This window comes from Nocardioides pymetrozini (assembly GCF_046058985.1).
Taxonomy (GTDB): domain Bacteria; phylum Actinomycetota; class Actinomycetes; order Propionibacteriales; family Nocardioidaceae; genus Nocardioides.
Map to the genome: position 1 here is coordinate 3,647,326 of NZ_CP175556.1, position 15,897 is coordinate 3,663,222.

Here is a 15,897-nt window from a genome sequence, read left to right on the forward strand (position 1 = left end):
GTCAGTCCAGCGAGACGCCGAGGAACTTCGGCTTGCCGAGGAGGTTGTCCTCGAAGCCGGAGACGTCCTCGCCCAGCGCGATCAGGTTGTCGGGGAAGGAGATCGGGAGGAACGAGGCGTTCTCGAAGACCGCGGCCGCGGCGTCGCGGAAGCCGGGCGCCCGCTGGTCGCTCTCGAGCGACCTGTCGGTGCTCTCCAGCGCCTCGCCCAGACCCGGCGTCGCGAGACCGGAGACGTTGTAGAAGCTGCTGCCCGAGAAGAGCACGTCGAACGCCATCTTGGGGTCGGGCCGGCCCGTGAAGGCGGAGAGGAGCGCGGGCTCGACGTGGTCGACGAAGTAGGCGTTGACCGCTTGGACACCCTCCAGCGGCTTGAGGTTGACCGTGACGCCCACGTCGGCCCACTGCTGCTGGAGGATCTCCCCCATCCGGACGGTGCCCGCGTCGGCGCTCAGCAGCATGTCGAAGGACAGGTCCGACGCCCCCGCCTCGGCCAGCAGCGCGCGCGCCTGGTCGGGGTCGAACTCGTAGGTCAGCTCGTCGTTCGCCGCCCAGTAGTCGTCGGGGAACAGGCTCGAGGCCGGACTGCCCAGGTCGAAGTAGGCGCTCTTGACGATCGTGTCGCGGTCGATCGCGAGGTTCAGCGCCCGGCGCACGCGCACGTCCTTCAGCTCCGGCGAGCCGAGGTCGAAGTACACCTGGTCGACCCACAGTCGCGGCGTCCGGACCAGCTGGACGTCCGAGTCACCGTCCAGCTCGGCCGCGTCCGACGGGGCGTAGCCGAGGGCGACGTCCTGCTTGCCAGAGCGCAAGGACGTGGCCCGGGTGGTGGGGTCGGCGACGATGTTGAACTGGAGCTCGGGCACGCGCGCCGCGTCGGCGTCCCAGTAGCCGCCGAACCGCTCGACGCGCAGGAACTGGCCGCGCTTCCACTCGACAAGGGACCACGGTCCCGCGCCTACCGGGTTGTCGCTGACGTCGCCGCCGCTCTTCTCAACCGCGGCGGGCGAGACCATCATGCCGGCACGGTCCGAGAGCACCATGAGCAGCGAGGCGTCCGGCTCGGCGAGCTCCAGCGTGACCGTGAGCGGGTCGTCGACCCGGATCTCGCTGATCGCGGCGAGGTCGACGGCGACGTTCGAGCCCTCGCCGCGGGCACGCTCGAGGTTGAACCTGACCGCCTCGGCGTCCAGCGCGGTGCCGTCGTGGAAGGTCAGCCCCTCGCGCAGGACGAGGGTCAGCTCCGTTGGGCTCGCCTGCGACCACGACTCGACCAGCGCAGGCTGCGGTGCCATGTCGGCGTCGAACCCGATCAACGTCTCGTAGATCGGGTAGAGCATCACATGGTCGCCACCGGCGCTGCCGAGGATCGGGTCGAGCGAGGACGCGTCGGCCGGTACGGCGACGTCCAGGCGCTCGTCCCCGCCGCCCTCGCCGTCGCCGCTGCAGGCGGTGAGGGTGAGCGTGAGGGCGATGGCCGCGGCCGCGCCCGCTCGCTTGAGTGTCATGAGCTTCCGCATGTGTCTTCCTTCCTTGACAGCGCTCGGCGCGCTGGGATCTGTCGAGTCCGGCCCGAGCCGTCGTGCGGTCAGCGCAGCGCGTTGCCCCCGTCTGCGATGAGGGACTGGCCGGTCACCCAGTCCGCGGACGCGCTGCACAGGAAGCCGACGACCGCCGCGATGTCGTCGGCGCGGCCGACCCGCCCCAGGGGCGTGGCGCGGCGCACGGCCTCCATGAGGCGCTCGGGATCGCTGGTGATCTCGGCGAGGGCGTCGGTGTCGACGACGCCGCCGACCGCGGTGTTGGCCGTGATGCCGCGTGGCCCGAGCTCGGCGGCCAGGTAGCGGACGACGCTCTCGACCGCGGCCATCGATGCCGCGATGGGCGCATAGCCGGGGACGTGACGCCAGGTCCCGGTGCTCGTGACCGCGACGATCCGGCCGCCGCCGTCCAGGTCGGCACCGGCGGCGTCGACCAGGCTCAGCAGCGCGCCGACGCGGGCGGTGAACATCTCGTGGTACACCTCCAGGGCGACGCCCAGCGACCTGCCGAGACCGGGATGCTCCGCGCCGAAGCCGGTCGCGCTGGACACGACGGCGCGCACCGGTCCGAGCGCGGCGCGGGCATCGGCCACGAGCCGCCGGCAGGACTCCGGCGAGCGCACGTCGACCTGGTACGCCGCCGCGCGGACCCCGTGTCCCTCGGCGACCCTCACCACCTCGTCGGCGGCTTCGGACCGCGCGAAGTAGCCGACCGCGAGGTCGAAGCCGTCCCGTGCCAGCTGCTCGGCGACGGCACGGCCGATCCCCCGGCTCGCGCCGGTCACGACGGCGACGCCGCTCATGCTGGCTCCCCGAGCCCGGCGAGGTCGACCGGGGCATCGACCGGCGCGGCGGCGTACCGCTCCCGGGCGGCGCGCTGCAGGCCCAGCGACTCGGGAGTCGCGAGCAGCTCCCCGAAGGTCCCGCCCTCCAGTCGCAGTGCGGCGGCGAGGTCCAGCTCGGCGCCCTCGCGCACGACCCGCTTGGCCGCGGCCACCGCGGCGCGCGGCAGGCGCGCGAGGTCGGTCGCGGCGGCCAGCACCTCGGCTCGGAAGTCGCCGGGGATGACCCGGCTGACGATCCCGAGCCGCTCGGCGTGAGCGGCGTCGACCCGCAGGCCCGTGATCACCAGATCGGTCGCGGGGCCGCGCCCGATCAGCCGGATCAGGCGTTGCGACCCGCCCGCGCCGGGGATGATGCCCAGCGCGGTCTCGATCGCGGAGAAGTGCGCTCGCGGGCTCGCCCAGCGCAGGGTGCAGGCGAGCGACAGCTCCAGTCCCCCGCCCCAGGCCTGGCCGTCGATGGCGGCGACGACCGGCTGCGGCATCGTCTCGATGAGGCGCATCGTCGTGTACCACGCCCGCGCCTCCGGCACCGGACCGTCGGCCAGCCGGGCCAGCTCATCGAGGTCGGCGTGCGCGACGAAGCGCTCCGGGTCGGCACTCGCGAGGACGACCACGGCGGTGCCGGGGTCGTCCGCGAGCGCGGTGAGGTGCGCGCCGAGCTCGATGAGTGCGGCGAAGGTGAGGAAGTTCCGAGGCGGGTTGTCGTAGACGAGCTCGACCACACCGCCGGCCCGGGTGAGGCTCCACAGCGGCATGTCAGCGCGCTCCTTCCTGGGGGTGTACGCCGACGGAGAGCGTCGAGTCGGCGAGGTGGAGCTCGACGACGACGGTGCGGGCCTCAGCGGAGGTGCTCGAGGGATCGCCGGTACTGAGATTGCGGTCGAGGTGCGGGAACGCGCTGCCGGTCACGAGCAGACCCAGCCGGTGGCCGCGCCCGAAGCGCTGCGCCGTGTACCCCAGGTCGACCCGGACCCGGGTTGGAGCGCCGTCCGCGAGGCGTCCGAGCACGTGGCTCAGCCGGGCCACGCCCTCGGCGACCGGGTACGCGCGGCCGTCGGGACGGACGTCGACGAGGCGGACGACGAGGTCCGCGTCCGGCTGGCTCACCGACACCCTAAGGTCCGCGCGGACGCCGCCCACGACGTCGAGCGGCTCGTCGAGCTCCGCGGTCAGGTAGCGGAGCGCGTCGGGGCGGTCGAGCTGCCGGCGCAGGTCGATCGGGCCCGGCGTGGACCGCCCGAGGTGGATGACGCGGCCGCCGCGGCTCGGCACCGGGTCGAGCGGGTCGTGTTCGTAGGTGTCGACGGCACCGGCCGGCGCCGCCTCGCGGCCGAGCCCGCCGGTCGGGGCCAGATGCAGCACCTCGGTCCGTGTGCCACGCGGTGGCCAGGCGTCGGCCGTGCGCCACTGGTCGGCGCCCATGAGGAAGTACCTCACCTCGTGTCGCGGCCCGGCTGCCGCGGGGTCCGTGAAGAACGCCAGCTGCTGCGCCGGCACCGCCGCCGCGCCCGCGGAGGCGGTGACGCCGAAGTTCAGCTCGCCGGTGTGGTGCGGCAGCGGTCCGGTATGCGCCCACGGACCCACGACGAGTCGGTGCGGCAGCTCGGGATGCACCTCGACGGCGTCGCGGAACGCGTCGATCGTGGCGGAGGCGAAGACGTCGAACCACCCGGTCGTGACGAACACCGGCACCTCGACGGCGGCCGGCTCCCACTCGGGGGTGGTCGGCACCCGACCGGCCAGCAGCGCGGGGACGTCGATCGGGAAGCCGCGCAGGCGCGCCAACGGGCCCTCGGCAAGGGGCAGCGCTGCCAGGGCCGGCTCCGGGTCGAGGAGCAGCGCCTGCAGGGTGGCGACCGTCTCGGCGTCAGCGTCCTGCGGTCGGCGCCGCACCCAGTCCGCGGCCATGTAGAGGAGCCAGCTGACGACCTGCTCGAGGCGCATCGCCCCACCGAGCTCGCGCACGTCGCGACTGCCCGAGGTCACCATCGCCGCTGCCACGCCGGCCAGGCTCGGCGGGCGCTGAGCGGCTCCGAGGAAAGACACGATCCCGCCGTACGACGTGCCGGCGAGGATCACCCGGCCGTCGCACCACTCCTGGCGTGCGACCCACTCCACGGTGTCGTAGGCGTCGAGCGCCTCCTGGTCCCACATGATCGGCTGCCAGTCGCCGTCCGAGCCGAACCGGCCCCGGGTGTCCTGGCAGACAGCGGCGAACCCGCCGTGGAGACAGTCGACCGGCCGAAGGACGTCGGAGGTGATCGCGCGGCGCCCGTAGGGCGTGCGGAAGAGCACCGCGGGGCGGGGCTCGTCGTGGTGCCACACGTCGGCCTGCAGGGCGACGCCGTCGCGCATCGGCGTCACGACGTCGCCGAGCCAGAAGCCGGTGCTCATGCCGGGGCCGCCGTCGAGAGCATCCCCAGGCCCATCTCGTTCCAGCCCGCGGTCGCGCCTCCGTCGACCGTGATCACGCCGCCGTTCATGTACGACGACTCGGGGAGCGCCGCGAAGACCGCCGCGCGGGCCTGCTCCTCGGGTCGGCTGAGTCGTCCGGCCGGTGTCGCCCGCAGGAACCCGGTGCGCGCCACGCCGTCCTCGGGCCACAGCTCGTCGGCCATCGCGGTGTGCGTCGGCCCGGTGACCATGGCCACGGCCCGGATGCCCTGGGCGCCGTAGTCGACCGCAACCGAGCGGGTCAGGCCGATCACGGCGTGCTTGGCCATGTTGTAGACCGAGGAGCGCGGCGTCGCCCCCACGCCGCACATCGAGGCAGTGAAGACGAAGACCCCGCCGCGCTCGCGCATGTGAGGCACGCCGGAGCGCACGAGATAGAAGTTCGCGTCGCAGCACACGCCCATCACCCGGCGGTAGTCGTCGTCGGTGATCGAGTGCGGACGGCCGGGGATGCTGATCCCCGCGTTCCCGTGCACCACGTCGAGGCGGCCGTGCTCGGCCACCACCGCCCGCAGCGCCGCGTCGACCGCGGCCGGGTCGGACACGTCGCAGGCCCGGATGCCGGTCCCCTCGCGCAGGTCCAGGCCCACCACGGTGGCGCCGGCGCGCTCGAAGAGCGCCAGCGACGCGGCGCCGATGCCGGAGGCCGCGCCGGTCACGACGACGACGTGCCCGTTGAAACGTCCGAAGATGTTCTCGCCCATGGCGGTGTCTCCCTACTTCCCGGCGAAGCGCGGACGGCGCTTCTCGATGAAGGCCGTGGCGCCCTCGAGCGCGTCCTCGACCTCGGCGTTGTTGCGGATGTGGACGGCGTTCTGCAGGCGCAGTGCCTGCTGGACCGGCTGCCCGATCGTCTGCTCGCGCAGCTCCTTGAACAGGCCGATCGCCGCGGTCGGCGCACTCGCGAGCCGCTCCGCCTCGGCGAGCGTGGCGCCGACGAGGTCCTCCGGCTCGACCACCTTGGTGAAGATGCCCAGGCGCTCGGCCTCGTGCGCGTCGAGCAGCGCGCCCGACAGGTAGATCTCGGTGGCGCGGGCGGCGCCCACGAGCCGCGACATCATCACCAGGCCACCGGCCTGGGCGACGTTGAGCAGCGCGCTGCCGAGGCGAGCCCGCGAGCTCGCGATCCGCACGTCGCCCGCGCAGGCCAGCTCGGCGCCCGCACCGGCGGCGTCGCCGTTGACCGCCATGATCACCGGGACCCGGCTGGTCACCAGCATCTCGATGATGCGCAGGTACATCGGGTCCGGCGTCGTGCCGATCACCGGTGAGCGCTCGTACTCTCCGCGTAGGTGCTCCTCGACGGCGCCGAGGTCGTCGCCGGCACAGAAGGACCGGCCCTCGCCGGTGATCACCACGACCCGCGTCGCGCGGTCCGCGAGCGCCCGCTCGAGGACGGCGTACAGCTCCTCGCCGAGAGCGCGGTCGATCGCGTTGAGCCGCTCCGGGCGGTTCAACACGATCCACCGGACGCCCGGACGCGGCTCGTGCGTCCGCAAGGTCGAGAGTGCGGGCTCTTCGTGCAGTGTCGTCATGAGCGGTTCATTCCTCCATCGATGAAAAGGGACTGGCCGGTGACGTAGCCCGCGTCCTCGCCGAGGAGCCAGCTGACGGCGCCGGCCACGTCGGCGGGGCGGCCCAGACGGCGCAGGGGCAAGGTCCGGGCGACGCGCTCGGCGATCGGGCGCAGCGCGCCCTCGTCGAGCATCGGCGTGTCGATGAACCCCGGGCAGACGGCATTGGCGCGGACGCCCCGGGGGCCGAGCTCGACCGCCAGGGAACGGGTCAGGGTCAGCAGGCCGCCCTTGCTGGCGTCGTACGCGATCTGTCCGGCGAAGCCGGTCACCGCGATCGAGCAGACGTTGACGACCGCGGCCGAGCGGCCGCTCGCCAGCAGGTCGGCCAGGTCGCGGGCCAGCCGGAAGGGAGCCCCCAGGTTGACGTCGAGGACGGCGTCCCAGCGCTCGTCGACGTGCTCGGAGATGGGCGCCCGCAGTTCGACCCCGGCGTTGTTGACGAGGCCATCGAGCCCGCCGAGCCGCTCGGCGGCCTGCCGGGCGACCTCACCGGAGGCAGCGGGGTCGCGCAGGTCGACGCCGAGGACGTGCCGGTCCGGCGCCGCCGGACCCGGGTCGCTGCGTACGACGTCGGGGTGGTCGACGGCCAGCACCCGAGCGCCCTCGGCGAGCAGCCGCGCCGTGACCGCCGAGCCGATCCCGCCGAGAGCGCCGGTGACGACCACGCGGCGCCGGGCGATCGGGCTCGCCGGGCTCATCGGACCGGCTCCGGGTCGCGCGTCAGCAACCGGGTTGCGTTGCCGTGCAGCCACGCCTCGCGGACCTCGGAGCTGATCGGGAGGTGCGACGCGGACGCGACGACCGCCGCCGGTCCCTGGCCGTGGGTCCAGCTCGTCGAGCCGAAGAGGATCCGATCGCGCACCGACCGCGATCCGTGGAGGAAGAGCGGCTCCCAGCCGGAGCCGGCGGCGGCCATCGTCCGCGGGTGGTGCGAGGAGAACTCCAGGTACACCTGGGGATGGCGCTGCAGGAGGGCGATGGCGTCGAGCACCCAGGGCCAGCCACCGTGGCCGAGCACGATGCGCAGGTGCGGATGACGGACGGCCAGGGTGTCAATCACCTGCGGACTGCTGATCGCCATGGGCGCGGCGGAGAAGCTCTGCCCACTGTGGACCCAGACCGGCAGGTCGCGGTCGGCGGCGAAGGCCCACAGGTCCGCCAGATCCGGGTCGCGGGGGTCCACGCCGTCCAGGAACGGGATCACCGAGAGGCCGGTCATCCCGAGCTCGTCGACCGCCCGGGTCGCCTCGGCCAGCGCCGCCCCCGGGTCCGCCAGCGAGACGCCAGCCCACGGCACGAAGCGGTCGCATCGTCGGGCGATCGCGGCGACGTGGTCGTTCATCGTGCCGTCCTCGCACGGCCACGGGCCACCGTGGATGACCTGCACGATGTCGTGTTCCTCGAGCTCGGCGACTCGGGCCTCAGGGTCGAAGACCCGTGCCGCGACCTCGGCCAGGTCCTCGATCGCAGCGTCGCGGTCCTCGGCCAGGGCGGTGACGATCTGCCGCGTGGTGCGACCCGACATAGCGGCGAAGCGCGGAGCGAACACCACGCCGTACCGCGGCGCGGCACCCAGGAGGGCGCCCAGGTACGCCCGCCAACCCGCGCGGCCCAGCACGACGTCGCACAGGTCGACCGCCGCTGGCTGCCGAGTGAACGGCATCACAGAATGCATGAACGTTTGTTTACCAGTCCGCTACGAGGTACGTCAACAAACGTTCATATATCGAGTACGCTGGTCTCGTGAGATCCGCAAAGACCGACGCCCGCCACACGGACACGGCCCAGCGCGTACTCGACGTGGCTACGGAACTGTTCTTCACGAATGGCTACCCGGCGACGTCGGTCCGCCAGATCATGCAGGCCTGCAACGTGACCGCGGGATCGCTGTACAACCACTTCGGGTCCAAGGAGGACGTGCTCTACGCCATCCTCATGCGATCGCTCAACGACTCCGTTGAGTCCCTCCTGCGCGCCCACAGCGCTGCAGCCGACAACGCGACCGCACAGTTGCGCGCCCTCGTCGGCGCGATCTCTCTCTTCCACTCCGAGCGCCAGCTCGAGGGCCTCGTCAGCCAGACCGAGTGGCGACACCTGCCGCCGGACCGGGCCGCCGACGTCCTCGAGCAGCAGAAGCGGATCCGGCGCCTCTTCGAGGACTGCCTCCGGCGCGGCATCGCCGACGGCGAGTTCACCCTCGCCGCGGTCGGCGTCGACACCGACATCACCGCCAAGTCGATCCTCGACCTGTGCATCAACGCGGGCAAGTGGTTCCGGCCCAGCGGCCGGCTCAACGCCACGGACCTCGCCCGCCAGCACGTCGAGCTGGTCACCCAGATGGTCGGCGCCGACACGACGGGCTCGGAGCTCCCCGGGTAGGAGTCGAACCTACGTCGCTTGTCCTGATTCAAAGTCAGGCGGGCCCTGCCGGCAGACCAACCGGGGATTGCGGGGACAAGCCTAGGCCCGGCGCCCGGCGTACCCGACGAACGGGGGGCGGATCGCGTCCCTCCCCGGGAAGCCCTCAGCGAACCGCCGCGGCGGTCTCAGTAGATGAGCTCCGCCCACGGGTCCACCTCGTAGCGGCCGTTCGGCTGCAGCGTGATCGACTGGATGCCGACCGGACGGCCCTCGCGGTAGGTCACCAACCCGATGCTCGCGGGACGGCGCAGCTTGCTGCCGATGGCGATCGCGTACGCCGCGCCGCCGGTGGTCCCGAGCGTGTAGGTGTAGCCGACCCGGCCGTCCTCGGCGGTGACCGCGGTGGGGCCGGTCTGCACGTGCACGTGCCCGCCGAGCACCAGGTCGACGCACCCGCGCTCGAGCGCGGGCTTGGCGATGTTGGCGTCGTGGACGAGCAGCGTGTTGACCCGCTCGCCGTCCTCGTCGGCGGCGCACGCGGCGTCGCCGAGCAGCTCGGCGACCTCGCTGAAGCTGAGGCCGGTCTGGTCGCGCCAGTCGCCGAGTCCGCTGGAGCGCGGGTCGTCGAGCCCGAGGATGCGTGAGCCTCCCGGCCCCTCGGCCACCTCGTCGTCGAAGTAGGTCCAGCCGCGCTCCTCCAGGTACTCGCGGACGAAGCCGCCGCTGTCGTGGTTGCCTGCGACCGCCCAGCGCCCGTCGAAGTCGTCGAAGGCCGCGGCGAGGGAGTCGAGCGAGAACGCCTCCCAGCGGCTGCCCGTCGAGGTGTCGTCGCCCGCGTCGAACACGGCGGTCGCGCCGCCGGCGTCCGCGATGGCGCGCGCGACCTTGTCCATGCCGACGTTGTCGTGCCGGTCGGAGACGAGGACGACGACCGTCTCACCGTCCTCCGGCTGGCGCAGCTCCAGGTCGGCCGCCTCGTCCGCCGCCTGGGAGTAGAACTCCAGGCTCTTCTGGTAGCTGCTGATCCCGCTCTCGATGAGTCGCCGCGACTGGGCCGTCGTCGCGTCGCCCATCACCTCGACGTCGGCGAGCTCGTCGGGGAGGGGCACCGCGGGGCCGAGGAAGTCGTGCAGCGGGGTCCAGTGCTCGCGCGGTGGCTCGGTGCGCCCCCATCCCAGCGGTACGACGGCGGCGACGGCCAGCACGACCGCCAGGCCCGACACCGCGAACCCGGTCGGCGTGCGCAGCGCGCCGTACAGCTCGCGTCGGCGGGCGCGGCCCACGGCCGCCCACACCAGCAGCGGCACCGATCCCAGGACGGCGCCCTGCACCGCCGCGGCCAGCGCCATGGCGACCACCACGCGCTCCGCGACCGCGATCTGGCCCTCGGGCTGCGAGGCGATCGCGGCATACCGCCCGGTCAGCTCCTCGAGCGTCTCCGCATCCGTCTTCCCGAGCTCCACCTCCAGGCCGACCCGGGAGCCGGACGGCATCCGCAGGTCGGGCAGCACCGGTCCCATCCGGGCGACGACCTCGCCGGTGAGGTTGGGGCGGATCGTCGCCTCGTGGCTGGCGATCTCGACGGTGCGCTCGCTGTTGACGAAGATCGCCGCCGCGATCGCCGCGGACAGCACGACCCAGGCCCCGGCGTACGCGAGGACCCGGAGGAGACGGCGAGGCGCGGGCACGGCAGCGGTCAGCGGGCGCGGGCCTCCGCGACGGCGTACAGCGCGACGGAGGCGGCGACGCCGGCGTTGAGGGACTCCAGGACTCCGGCCATCGGGATCGACATCAGGCGGTCGCAGCTCTCCGCGACGAGACGGGACAGGCCCTCGCCCTCGGAGCCGACGACCAGGACGAGGGGCCCGCGCGCCAGGTCGTCGTCGGCGACCAGCTCCCGCAGGGTGAGGTCGCCGTCGGCGGCGAGGCCGACGACGAAGCAGCCGGCCTCCTGGTAGGCCTTGATCTGCCGGGTCAGGTTGACCGTCTGCGCGACCGGGCAGCGCGCCGCTGCGCCGGCCGAGGTCTTCCAGGCCGCCGCGGTCATCGAGGCGGCGCGGCGCTCGGGGATCACGACGCCGTGCGCGCCGAAGCCGGCCGCGCTGCGCACGATCGCGCCGAGGTTGCGCGGGTCGGTGATCGAGTCGAGCACGACGACCAGCGCCTTCTCGCCCGCCTGGTCGGCCGCGTCGAGCAGGTCGTCGGGGTGGGCGTACTCGTAGGCCGGGATCCGCGCCGCGAGGCCCTGGTGGACCGCGCCGTCGGTGAGCCGGTCGAGCTCGCCGCGGCTGACCTCGAGCAGCCCGATGCCGTGCTCGGCGGCCAGGCGGAACACCTCGCGCAGCCGACCGTCGCGCTCGGCGCCCTCCGCGACGTACACCGACGTCACGGGGACCCGCTCGCGCAGCGCCTCGACCACCGGGTTGCGCCCGGCGATCCACTCGTCCCCACCGGTCTTGCGCCGGGGGCCGCGCCCCTTCTTGGCCTCGGCGCGCTTCTTGGCCTCGGCGATCTTGTGGGCTTTGTGGTACTCCCGCTCGGTCGCCTTCGGCGTCGGGCCGCGCCCCTCCAGGCCACGGCGGACGCGCCCGCCGGAGCCGGCCGTCGGCTTCTTGCTGGTCTTGCGGATCGCGCCCTTGCGGGACGAGTTACCGGGCATGGTTGCGGCTTCCGTTCAGGTCACGGGGTTTCGAGGCCCCTCGCTCGTTCCTCGCTCGCGGCACCTCAACCACCGCGGAGGCCCCTCGCTCGTTCCTCGCTCGCGGCACCTCAACCACCGAGGCTCCAGGTGGGTCCGTCGGGGGTGTCGGTGACCTCGATGCCCGCCGCCTTGATCCGGTCGCGGATGGCGTCGGCGCGAGTCCAGTCCTTGTCGGCGCGGGCCTGCGCGCGCTCCTCGACCAGGCCGGCCACGAGGGCGTCGACCGCGGAGCGGAGCCGATCCTCGGCGTCCGAGCGACCGGCGCCGGCCCACGCCGGGTCGGCGGGGTGCACGCCGAGCACGTCGAGCATGGCCGCCACCGCGCGCGCGGTGGCGGTGACGTCCTCGCCCGCGGCGAGCTGGCGGTTGCCCTCGCGCACGGTGTCGTAGAGGACGGCGACCGCCGCCGGCGTACCGAGGTCGTCGTCGAGGGCCGCCGCGAACGCCTCGGGCAGGTCACCGCGCTGGCCGACGGAGTCGGTCGCGGCGCCGGCGCGCTCGAGGAAGGCCTCGATCCGCCGGTAGCCGACCGCCGCCTCGTCGAGGGCCTCGAACGAGAACTCCACGTGGGAGCGGTAGTGGGCCGCCACGACGTAGAAGCGCAGCTCGGCGCCCCGGTAGCGCTCGAGAATCGACGGGATGCTCAGGGTGTTGCCCAGCGACTTGCTCATCTTCTCGCCGGCCGTGGTGATCCACGCGTTGTGCATCCAGTACGACGCGAACGCGCCACCGGCCGCGCGGGACTGGGCCTGCTCGTTCTCGTGGTGCGGGAAGCGCAGGTCGACGCCGCCGCCGTGGATGTCGAAGGCGTCGCCGAGGTACTTGCCGGCCATCGCGGAGCACTCGATGTGCCAGCCGGGACGGCCCGGGCCCCACGGGCTCGGCCAGCTGGCCGTCTCCGGCTCCGACTCCTTGCGGCCCTTCCAGAGGGCGAAGTCGCGCGGGTCGCGCTTGCCGCGCGGGTCGGCGTCGGCCGCCGGCTCCATGTCGTCGACGCCCTGATGGGTCAGCTCGCCGTACTGCGGCCACGAGCGGACGTCGAAGTACACGTCGCCCGAGCCGTCCTCGGCCGGGTACGCGTGGCCCCGCTCGATGAGCCGCTCGATGAGAACGACCATCTCGGGGATGTGGCCCGTGGCGGCCGGCTCGTACGTCGGCGGGGCCACGTTGAGCGCGGCATAGGCCTTGTCGAGCTCGATCTTCATCGCGTAGGCGAGGTTGTACCAGGGCCGGCCCTGCTCGGCCGACTTCGCCAGGATCTTGTCGTCGATGTCGGTGATGTTGCGGATGAAGGTGACCTCGAAGCCGCGGTGGCGCAGCCACCGCTGGAGCACGTCGAAGTTCACCGCGGAGCGCACGTGACCGACGTGGGGCTCGCTCTGGACCGTCAGGCCGCACACGTACAGGCCGACCTTGCCCTCGCGCAGGGGCACGAAGTCACGCACTTCGCGGGTGGCGGTGTCGTAGAGCCGGATGGTCACCCGGTCAGTCTAGGGATCGGCGCGGGCGGGCCGCGCATCCTCGCACGCGCGGGCGGCCCGGCCATGGTGTGACCCGTGTGACGGATGTGACGTACCGTGGGGCAGTGCGCCGTTCCTTCCCCCGTCGCCTCGTCACGAGCGTCCTGCCCCTCGCCCTCGCGGCCTGCCTGGTCTCCGGCCTCGCCGCGGTCGCTCTCGCCCGCCCCACCGCCGAGCGCCCCGCCACCGAACGCGTCGCCGGCGCCGCGGTCAGCGCGGCCGCGGTGACCGACCGCAAGGTCGACCTCGAGCGCTTCGCGGCCCCCGGGCCCTGGAAGCCCGCCGGCAGCCGGGCGAAGTACGGCCGGACCTACCAGGTCGCGCGATGGACGAGCAGGTGGGTCTCCCCCGGCTTCGACTTCACCGAGCTGATCGCGTCGTGGTCGGCCCGCACGCCCGGGTCCAGCTGGATCGAGGTCCAGGTCCGCGGCCGGAGCGCCACGGGCGCCAAGACCTCCTGGGACGTCCTCGCGCGGTGGGCCGCACAGGACAAGGTCGTGCGCCGCCGCTCGGGCGGCGCCCAGGGAGACGACGGGACGCGGGTCGCGACCGACACTTGGAAGAGCGCCGGCCTGTCGTCGTACCGGATCAGGATCGCGGCGCACCGCGAGCGCGGCCGCAAGCTGCCCCGCGTCGCGCTCGCCACCGCGATGACCTCCCGGCTGCCGGCGACGGCCGGACCGGTCTCCGCACCGGGCGTCGCGCGGGGCGTGGAGCTCGCCGTGCCGCGCTACTCGCAGATGACCCACTCCGGGCACTACCCGCAGTGGGGAGGCGGCGGGGAGGCCTGGTGCTCGCCGACGTCGACGGCGATGGTGCTCGGCTACTACGGCCGCCTGCCCGGCCCCGGCTCCTACGGCTGGGTGCCGGCCGGGCACCCGGACCCGTGGGTCGACGCGACCGCCCGAGGAACCTACGACCACGCGTACGACGGGACGGGGAACTGGCCCTTCAACACCGCCTTCGCCGCCCGCCGCACCGGGGAGGCCTTCGTGACGCGGCTGCGCGACCTCACCGACGCAGAGCTGCTGGTGAAGGCCGGGATCCCGCCCGTCATCTCGCTGGCCTTCGGCCGCGGCGAGCTCACGGGCGCGCCCATCTCGTCCTCGGCCGGGCACCTGCTCGTCGTGGTCGGGTTCACCGCGACGGGGGACGTCATCGTCAACGACCCGGCAGCGGGCAGCAACGACGCGGTGCGCCGCGTCTACGCCCGCGGCCAGCTCGAGCGGCTCTGGCTGCAGGCGTCCGGCGGCATGGCCTATGTCATCCGCGACCCCGCGCACCCGCTGCCGGCGGCGCCCGGCGGCAACTGGTGAGCTGACTCAGGCCTTCGCGGTGACGCCGATCGTGTGCCACCCGGTCGCACCGTCGGGCAGCACGTCGGCGACCACGCCCGTCTGGGTGCGGCCCTCCGCGTCCACGGCCCGGACCCGGAGCAGGTGCTCGCCCGGCGGGAGGTCCACCACGGCCCGCCACTGGACCCACGTGTCGACGTTCGGCGTGGCGGCCAGGGAGGCGCGGCGCCAGGGGCCCCCGTCCACCTGCACCTCGACGGCCGCGATCCCGGTGTGCTGGAACCAGGCCACGCCCGCGCAGACCAGCTCCCCCGCCGGGACGTCCGCGCCGTCGCCGGGGACCTCGATCGTCGAGGCCGGCTTCACCGGGCCGTGCTCGGCCCAGCCCTTGTCCGTCCAGTACGCCGTGATGTCCGCGAACCGGGTGACCTCCATGTCGACCACCCACTTGGTCGCCGACACGTAGCCGTAGAGCCCCGGCACGATCGTGCGCACCGGGAAGCCGTGCTCGATCGGCAGCGGCTCCCCGTTCATCGCCACTGCCAGCATCGCGTTGCGCTCGTCCATCAGCGCCGCGAGCGGCGTACCGCAGGTCCAGCCGTCCTCCGAGGTCTGCAGCACCGCGTCGGCCCCCTCGCGTGGGCCGGCCTCGGCCAGGAGGGCGGCGAGCCGGACGCCGCTCCACCAGGCGTTGCCGACGAGCTCGCCGCCGACCTCGTTGGACACGCAGCTCAGCGTGATCCAGTCCTCGGTGATCTCCCGGCGGACCAGGTCGGCGTACGACAGGCGGATCTCCCGCTCCACCATCCCGTGGATCCGCAGCTCCCAGTCGGCCGGCGCGATCGTGGGCCTGATGATCGCGGTGTCGATGAGGTAGAAGTCGTCGTTCGGCGTCTGCCACGGGGAGACGCCCTCGACCCCGACGACGACGCCGTCGGGGACGGCGGGTGCGGTGACCCCCTCGATCCGCAGCAGCCGCCGGCTCTGCTCGGCTCGGCGCCGGGCGCTGCTGGCCACCCGCCCGACCAGCCCGCCCGCGGCCGCCACCGCCGCGACCGCGCCGGCGACGAGGAAGAAGTGCCGCCGGGTGTGCATCGGCTCCGCCGCCGGGTCGTCCCCGTCCTCGACGAGCTCCCAGCGGCGCAGCCACTCGGCGAGCAGGGCCAGCGCCACCAGCCAGGTGAGCAGCCCGACGACGATGGGCGCGAGGTCGATCAGGCTCGGCGTGGGCTTGGTGAGGACGGCGAGCGCCGCGACGCCCGCGAGTACGGCGTACCCACTCGCCGCCGCCCACCACCGGCGATGCGCCCAGCGGCCGATGAGGCCGAAGACCACGACGAGGATCGCCAGGATGCCGAGGATCAGCACCAGCTTGTCGTCCGTGCCGAAGGTGTCGATCGCCCACTTCGCGACCTTGCCGGGGGTGAGGGCGATGACCCCCTCGGCGACGGCGACGACCGGGGAGTCCCGCACGTGCAGCAGCTCCGCGACGGCGTAGCTGGTCGCCAGGCCGCCCGCGCCGGCAAGCACGCCGGCCGGCGGCCACCAGGCGCGCGAGGTCCTCATTCGACCGATTCTCCCCCACCTCGCGCCGCTCAGGCATG

The 15,897-nt window shown here is 73.5% G+C and carries 14 protein-coding genes and 1 tRNA gene; 2 read left to right on the forward strand and 13 right to left on the reverse strand.

The window, feature by feature from the left end; genetic code table 11:
- Position 1 precedes the first annotated feature (1 nt).
- The 8 genes from ACJ5H2_RS17870 to ACJ5H2_RS17905 form a co-directional block, all read right to left on the reverse strand.
- Positions 2 to 1,519 (reverse strand): ABC transporter substrate-binding protein, encoded by a 1,518-nt coding sequence (locus tag ACJ5H2_RS17870; RefSeq protein ID WP_408896786.1) that lies wholly within the window; start codon positions 1,517 to 1,519, stop codon positions 2 to 4.
- Positions 1,520 to 1,587: 68 nt separating this feature from the next.
- Positions 1,588 to 2,343, reverse strand: a complete 756-nt coding sequence (locus tag ACJ5H2_RS17875; RefSeq protein ID WP_408896787.1) for an SDR family NAD(P)-dependent oxidoreductase — start codon at positions 2,341 to 2,343, stop codon at positions 1,588 to 1,590.
- The gene (locus tag ACJ5H2_RS17880) at positions 2,340 to 3,140 is read right to left on the reverse strand and encodes an enoyl-CoA hydratase/isomerase family protein (protein WP_408896788.1); all 801 of its coding nucleotides are present in this window, start codon (positions 3,138 to 3,140) and stop codon (positions 2,340 to 2,342) included. The genes ACJ5H2_RS17875 and ACJ5H2_RS17880 overlap by 4 nt, the downstream gene beginning before the upstream one ends.
- A gap of 1 nt (position 3,141) precedes the next feature.
- On the reverse strand, positions 3,142 to 4,779 hold the full coding sequence (locus ACJ5H2_RS17885) for a CocE/NonD family hydrolase (protein WP_408896789.1): 1,638 nt from the start codon (positions 4,777 to 4,779) through the stop codon (positions 3,142 to 3,144).
- A complete protein-coding gene (locus ACJ5H2_RS17890; RefSeq protein ID WP_408896790.1) occupies positions 4,776 to 5,543 on the reverse strand; it encodes an SDR family NAD(P)-dependent oxidoreductase in 768 nt (255 codons plus the stop codon). Before ACJ5H2_RS17890 ends, ACJ5H2_RS17885 begins: the two co-directional genes overlap by 4 nt.
- Before the next feature lie 12 nt (positions 5,544 to 5,555).
- Positions 5,556 to 6,374 (reverse strand): enoyl-CoA hydratase/isomerase family protein, encoded by an 819-nt coding sequence (locus tag ACJ5H2_RS17895; protein WP_408896791.1) that lies wholly within the window; start codon positions 6,372 to 6,374, stop codon positions 5,556 to 5,558.
- Positions 6,371 to 7,114: an SDR family NAD(P)-dependent oxidoreductase gene (locus ACJ5H2_RS17900; protein WP_408896792.1), complete on the reverse strand. Its 744-nt coding sequence runs from the start codon at positions 7,112 to 7,114 to the stop codon at positions 6,371 to 6,373. Before ACJ5H2_RS17900 ends, ACJ5H2_RS17895 begins: the two co-directional genes overlap by 4 nt.
- Positions 7,111 to 8,079, reverse strand: a complete 969-nt coding sequence (locus tag ACJ5H2_RS17905) for an amidohydrolase family protein (RefSeq protein ID WP_408896793.1) — start codon at positions 8,077 to 8,079, stop codon at positions 7,111 to 7,113. The genes ACJ5H2_RS17900 and ACJ5H2_RS17905 overlap by 4 nt, the downstream gene beginning before the upstream one ends.
- An 80-nt stretch (positions 8,080 to 8,159) precedes the next feature.
- Between ACJ5H2_RS17905 and ACJ5H2_RS17910 the strand changes: the two genes are divergently transcribed.
- Positions 8,160 to 8,795 carry a TetR/AcrR family transcriptional regulator gene (locus ACJ5H2_RS17910; RefSeq protein ID WP_408896794.1) on the forward strand — a complete coding sequence of 212 codons (636 nt, stop codon included), beginning with the start codon at positions 8,160 to 8,162 and terminating at the stop codon, positions 8,793 to 8,795.
- On the opposite strand, the gene ACJ5H2_RS17915 is transcribed toward ACJ5H2_RS17910, so the two are convergent.
- The 4 genes from ACJ5H2_RS17915 to cysS all read right to left on the reverse strand — a co-directional run bounded on the left by ACJ5H2_RS17915 (position 8,784) and on the right by cysS (position 12,959).
- Positions 8,784 to 8,862 (reverse strand) — tRNA-Gln (locus tag ACJ5H2_RS17915). The genes ACJ5H2_RS17910 and ACJ5H2_RS17915 overlap by 12 nt on opposite strands.
- A gap of 100 nt (positions 8,863 to 8,962) precedes the next feature.
- Positions 8,963 to 10,465 (reverse strand): metallophosphoesterase, encoded by a 1,503-nt coding sequence (locus tag ACJ5H2_RS17920; protein ID WP_408896795.1) that lies wholly within the window; start codon positions 10,463 to 10,465, stop codon positions 8,963 to 8,965.
- 8 nt (positions 10,466 to 10,473) lie between these two features.
- On the reverse strand, positions 10,474 to 11,436 hold the full coding sequence (gene rlmB, locus ACJ5H2_RS17925; protein WP_408896796.1) for a 23S rRNA (guanosine(2251)-2'-O)-methyltransferase RlmB: 963 nt from the start codon (positions 11,434 to 11,436) through the stop codon (positions 10,474 to 10,476).
- A 110-nt stretch (positions 11,437 to 11,546) separates the two neighbouring features.
- Positions 11,547 to 12,959: a cysteine--tRNA ligase gene (gene cysS / locus ACJ5H2_RS17930; RefSeq protein ID WP_408896797.1), complete on the reverse strand. Its 1,413-nt coding sequence runs from the start codon at positions 12,957 to 12,959 to the stop codon at positions 11,547 to 11,549.
- A 104-nt stretch (positions 12,960 to 13,063) separates the two neighbouring features.
- On the opposite strand from cysS, the gene ACJ5H2_RS17935 reads away from it, so the two are divergent.
- Positions 13,064 to 14,314, forward strand: coding sequence for a C39 family peptidase (locus tag ACJ5H2_RS17935; RefSeq protein ID WP_408896798.1), 1,251 nt, complete (start codon positions 13,064 to 13,066; stop codon positions 14,312 to 14,314).
- Between the two features lie 6 nt (positions 14,315 to 14,320).
- Here the strand turns inward: ACJ5H2_RS17935 and ACJ5H2_RS17940 are convergent, their stop codons facing one another.
- Positions 14,321 to 15,859 (reverse strand): molybdopterin-dependent oxidoreductase, encoded by a 1,539-nt coding sequence (locus ACJ5H2_RS17940; protein ID WP_408896799.1) that lies wholly within the window; start codon positions 15,857 to 15,859, stop codon positions 14,321 to 14,323.
- Positions 15,860 to 15,897: the final 38 nt, after the last annotated feature.

Excerpts from the sequence above, each read along its gene's own strand:
- ACJ5H2_RS17875 (WP_408896787.1), bottom strand. The coding sequence starts at position 2,343 with ATGAGCGGCGTCGCCGTCGTGACCGGCGCGAGCCGGGGGATCGGCCGT.
- ACJ5H2_RS17900 (WP_408896792.1), bottom strand. The coding sequence starts at position 7,114 with ATGAGCCCGGCGAGCCCGATCGCCCGGCGCCGCGTGGTCGTCACCGGC.
- ACJ5H2_RS17895 (WP_408896791.1), bottom strand. The coding sequence starts at position 6,374 with ATGACGACACTGCACGAAGAGCCCGCACTCTCGACCTTGCGGACGCAC.
- ACJ5H2_RS17870 (WP_408896786.1), bottom strand. The coding sequence starts at position 1,519 with ATGCGGAAGCTCATGACACTCAAGCGAGCGGGCGCGGCCGCGGCCATC.
- ACJ5H2_RS17885 (WP_408896789.1), bottom strand. The coding sequence starts at position 4,779 with ATGAGCACCGGCTTCTGGCTCGGCGACGTCGTGACGCCGATGCGCGAC.
- ACJ5H2_RS17940 (WP_408896799.1), bottom strand. The coding sequence starts at position 15,859 with ATGAGGACCTCGCGCGCCTGGTGGCCGCCGGCCGGCGTGCTTGCCGGC.
- ACJ5H2_RS17905 (WP_408896793.1), bottom strand. The coding sequence starts at position 8,079 with ATGCCGTTCACTCGGCAGCCAGCGGCGGTCGACCTGTGCGACGTCGTG.
- ACJ5H2_RS17890 (WP_408896790.1), bottom strand. The coding sequence starts at position 5,543 with ATGGGCGAGAACATCTTCGGACGTTTCAACGGGCACGTCGTCGTCGTG.
- rlmB (WP_408896796.1), bottom strand. The coding sequence starts at position 11,436 with ATGCCCGGTAACTCGTCCCGCAAGGGCGCGATCCGCAAGACCAGCAAG.
- ACJ5H2_RS17880 (WP_408896788.1), bottom strand. The coding sequence starts at position 3,140 with ATGCCGCTGTGGAGCCTCACCCGGGCCGGCGGTGTGGTCGAGCTCGTC.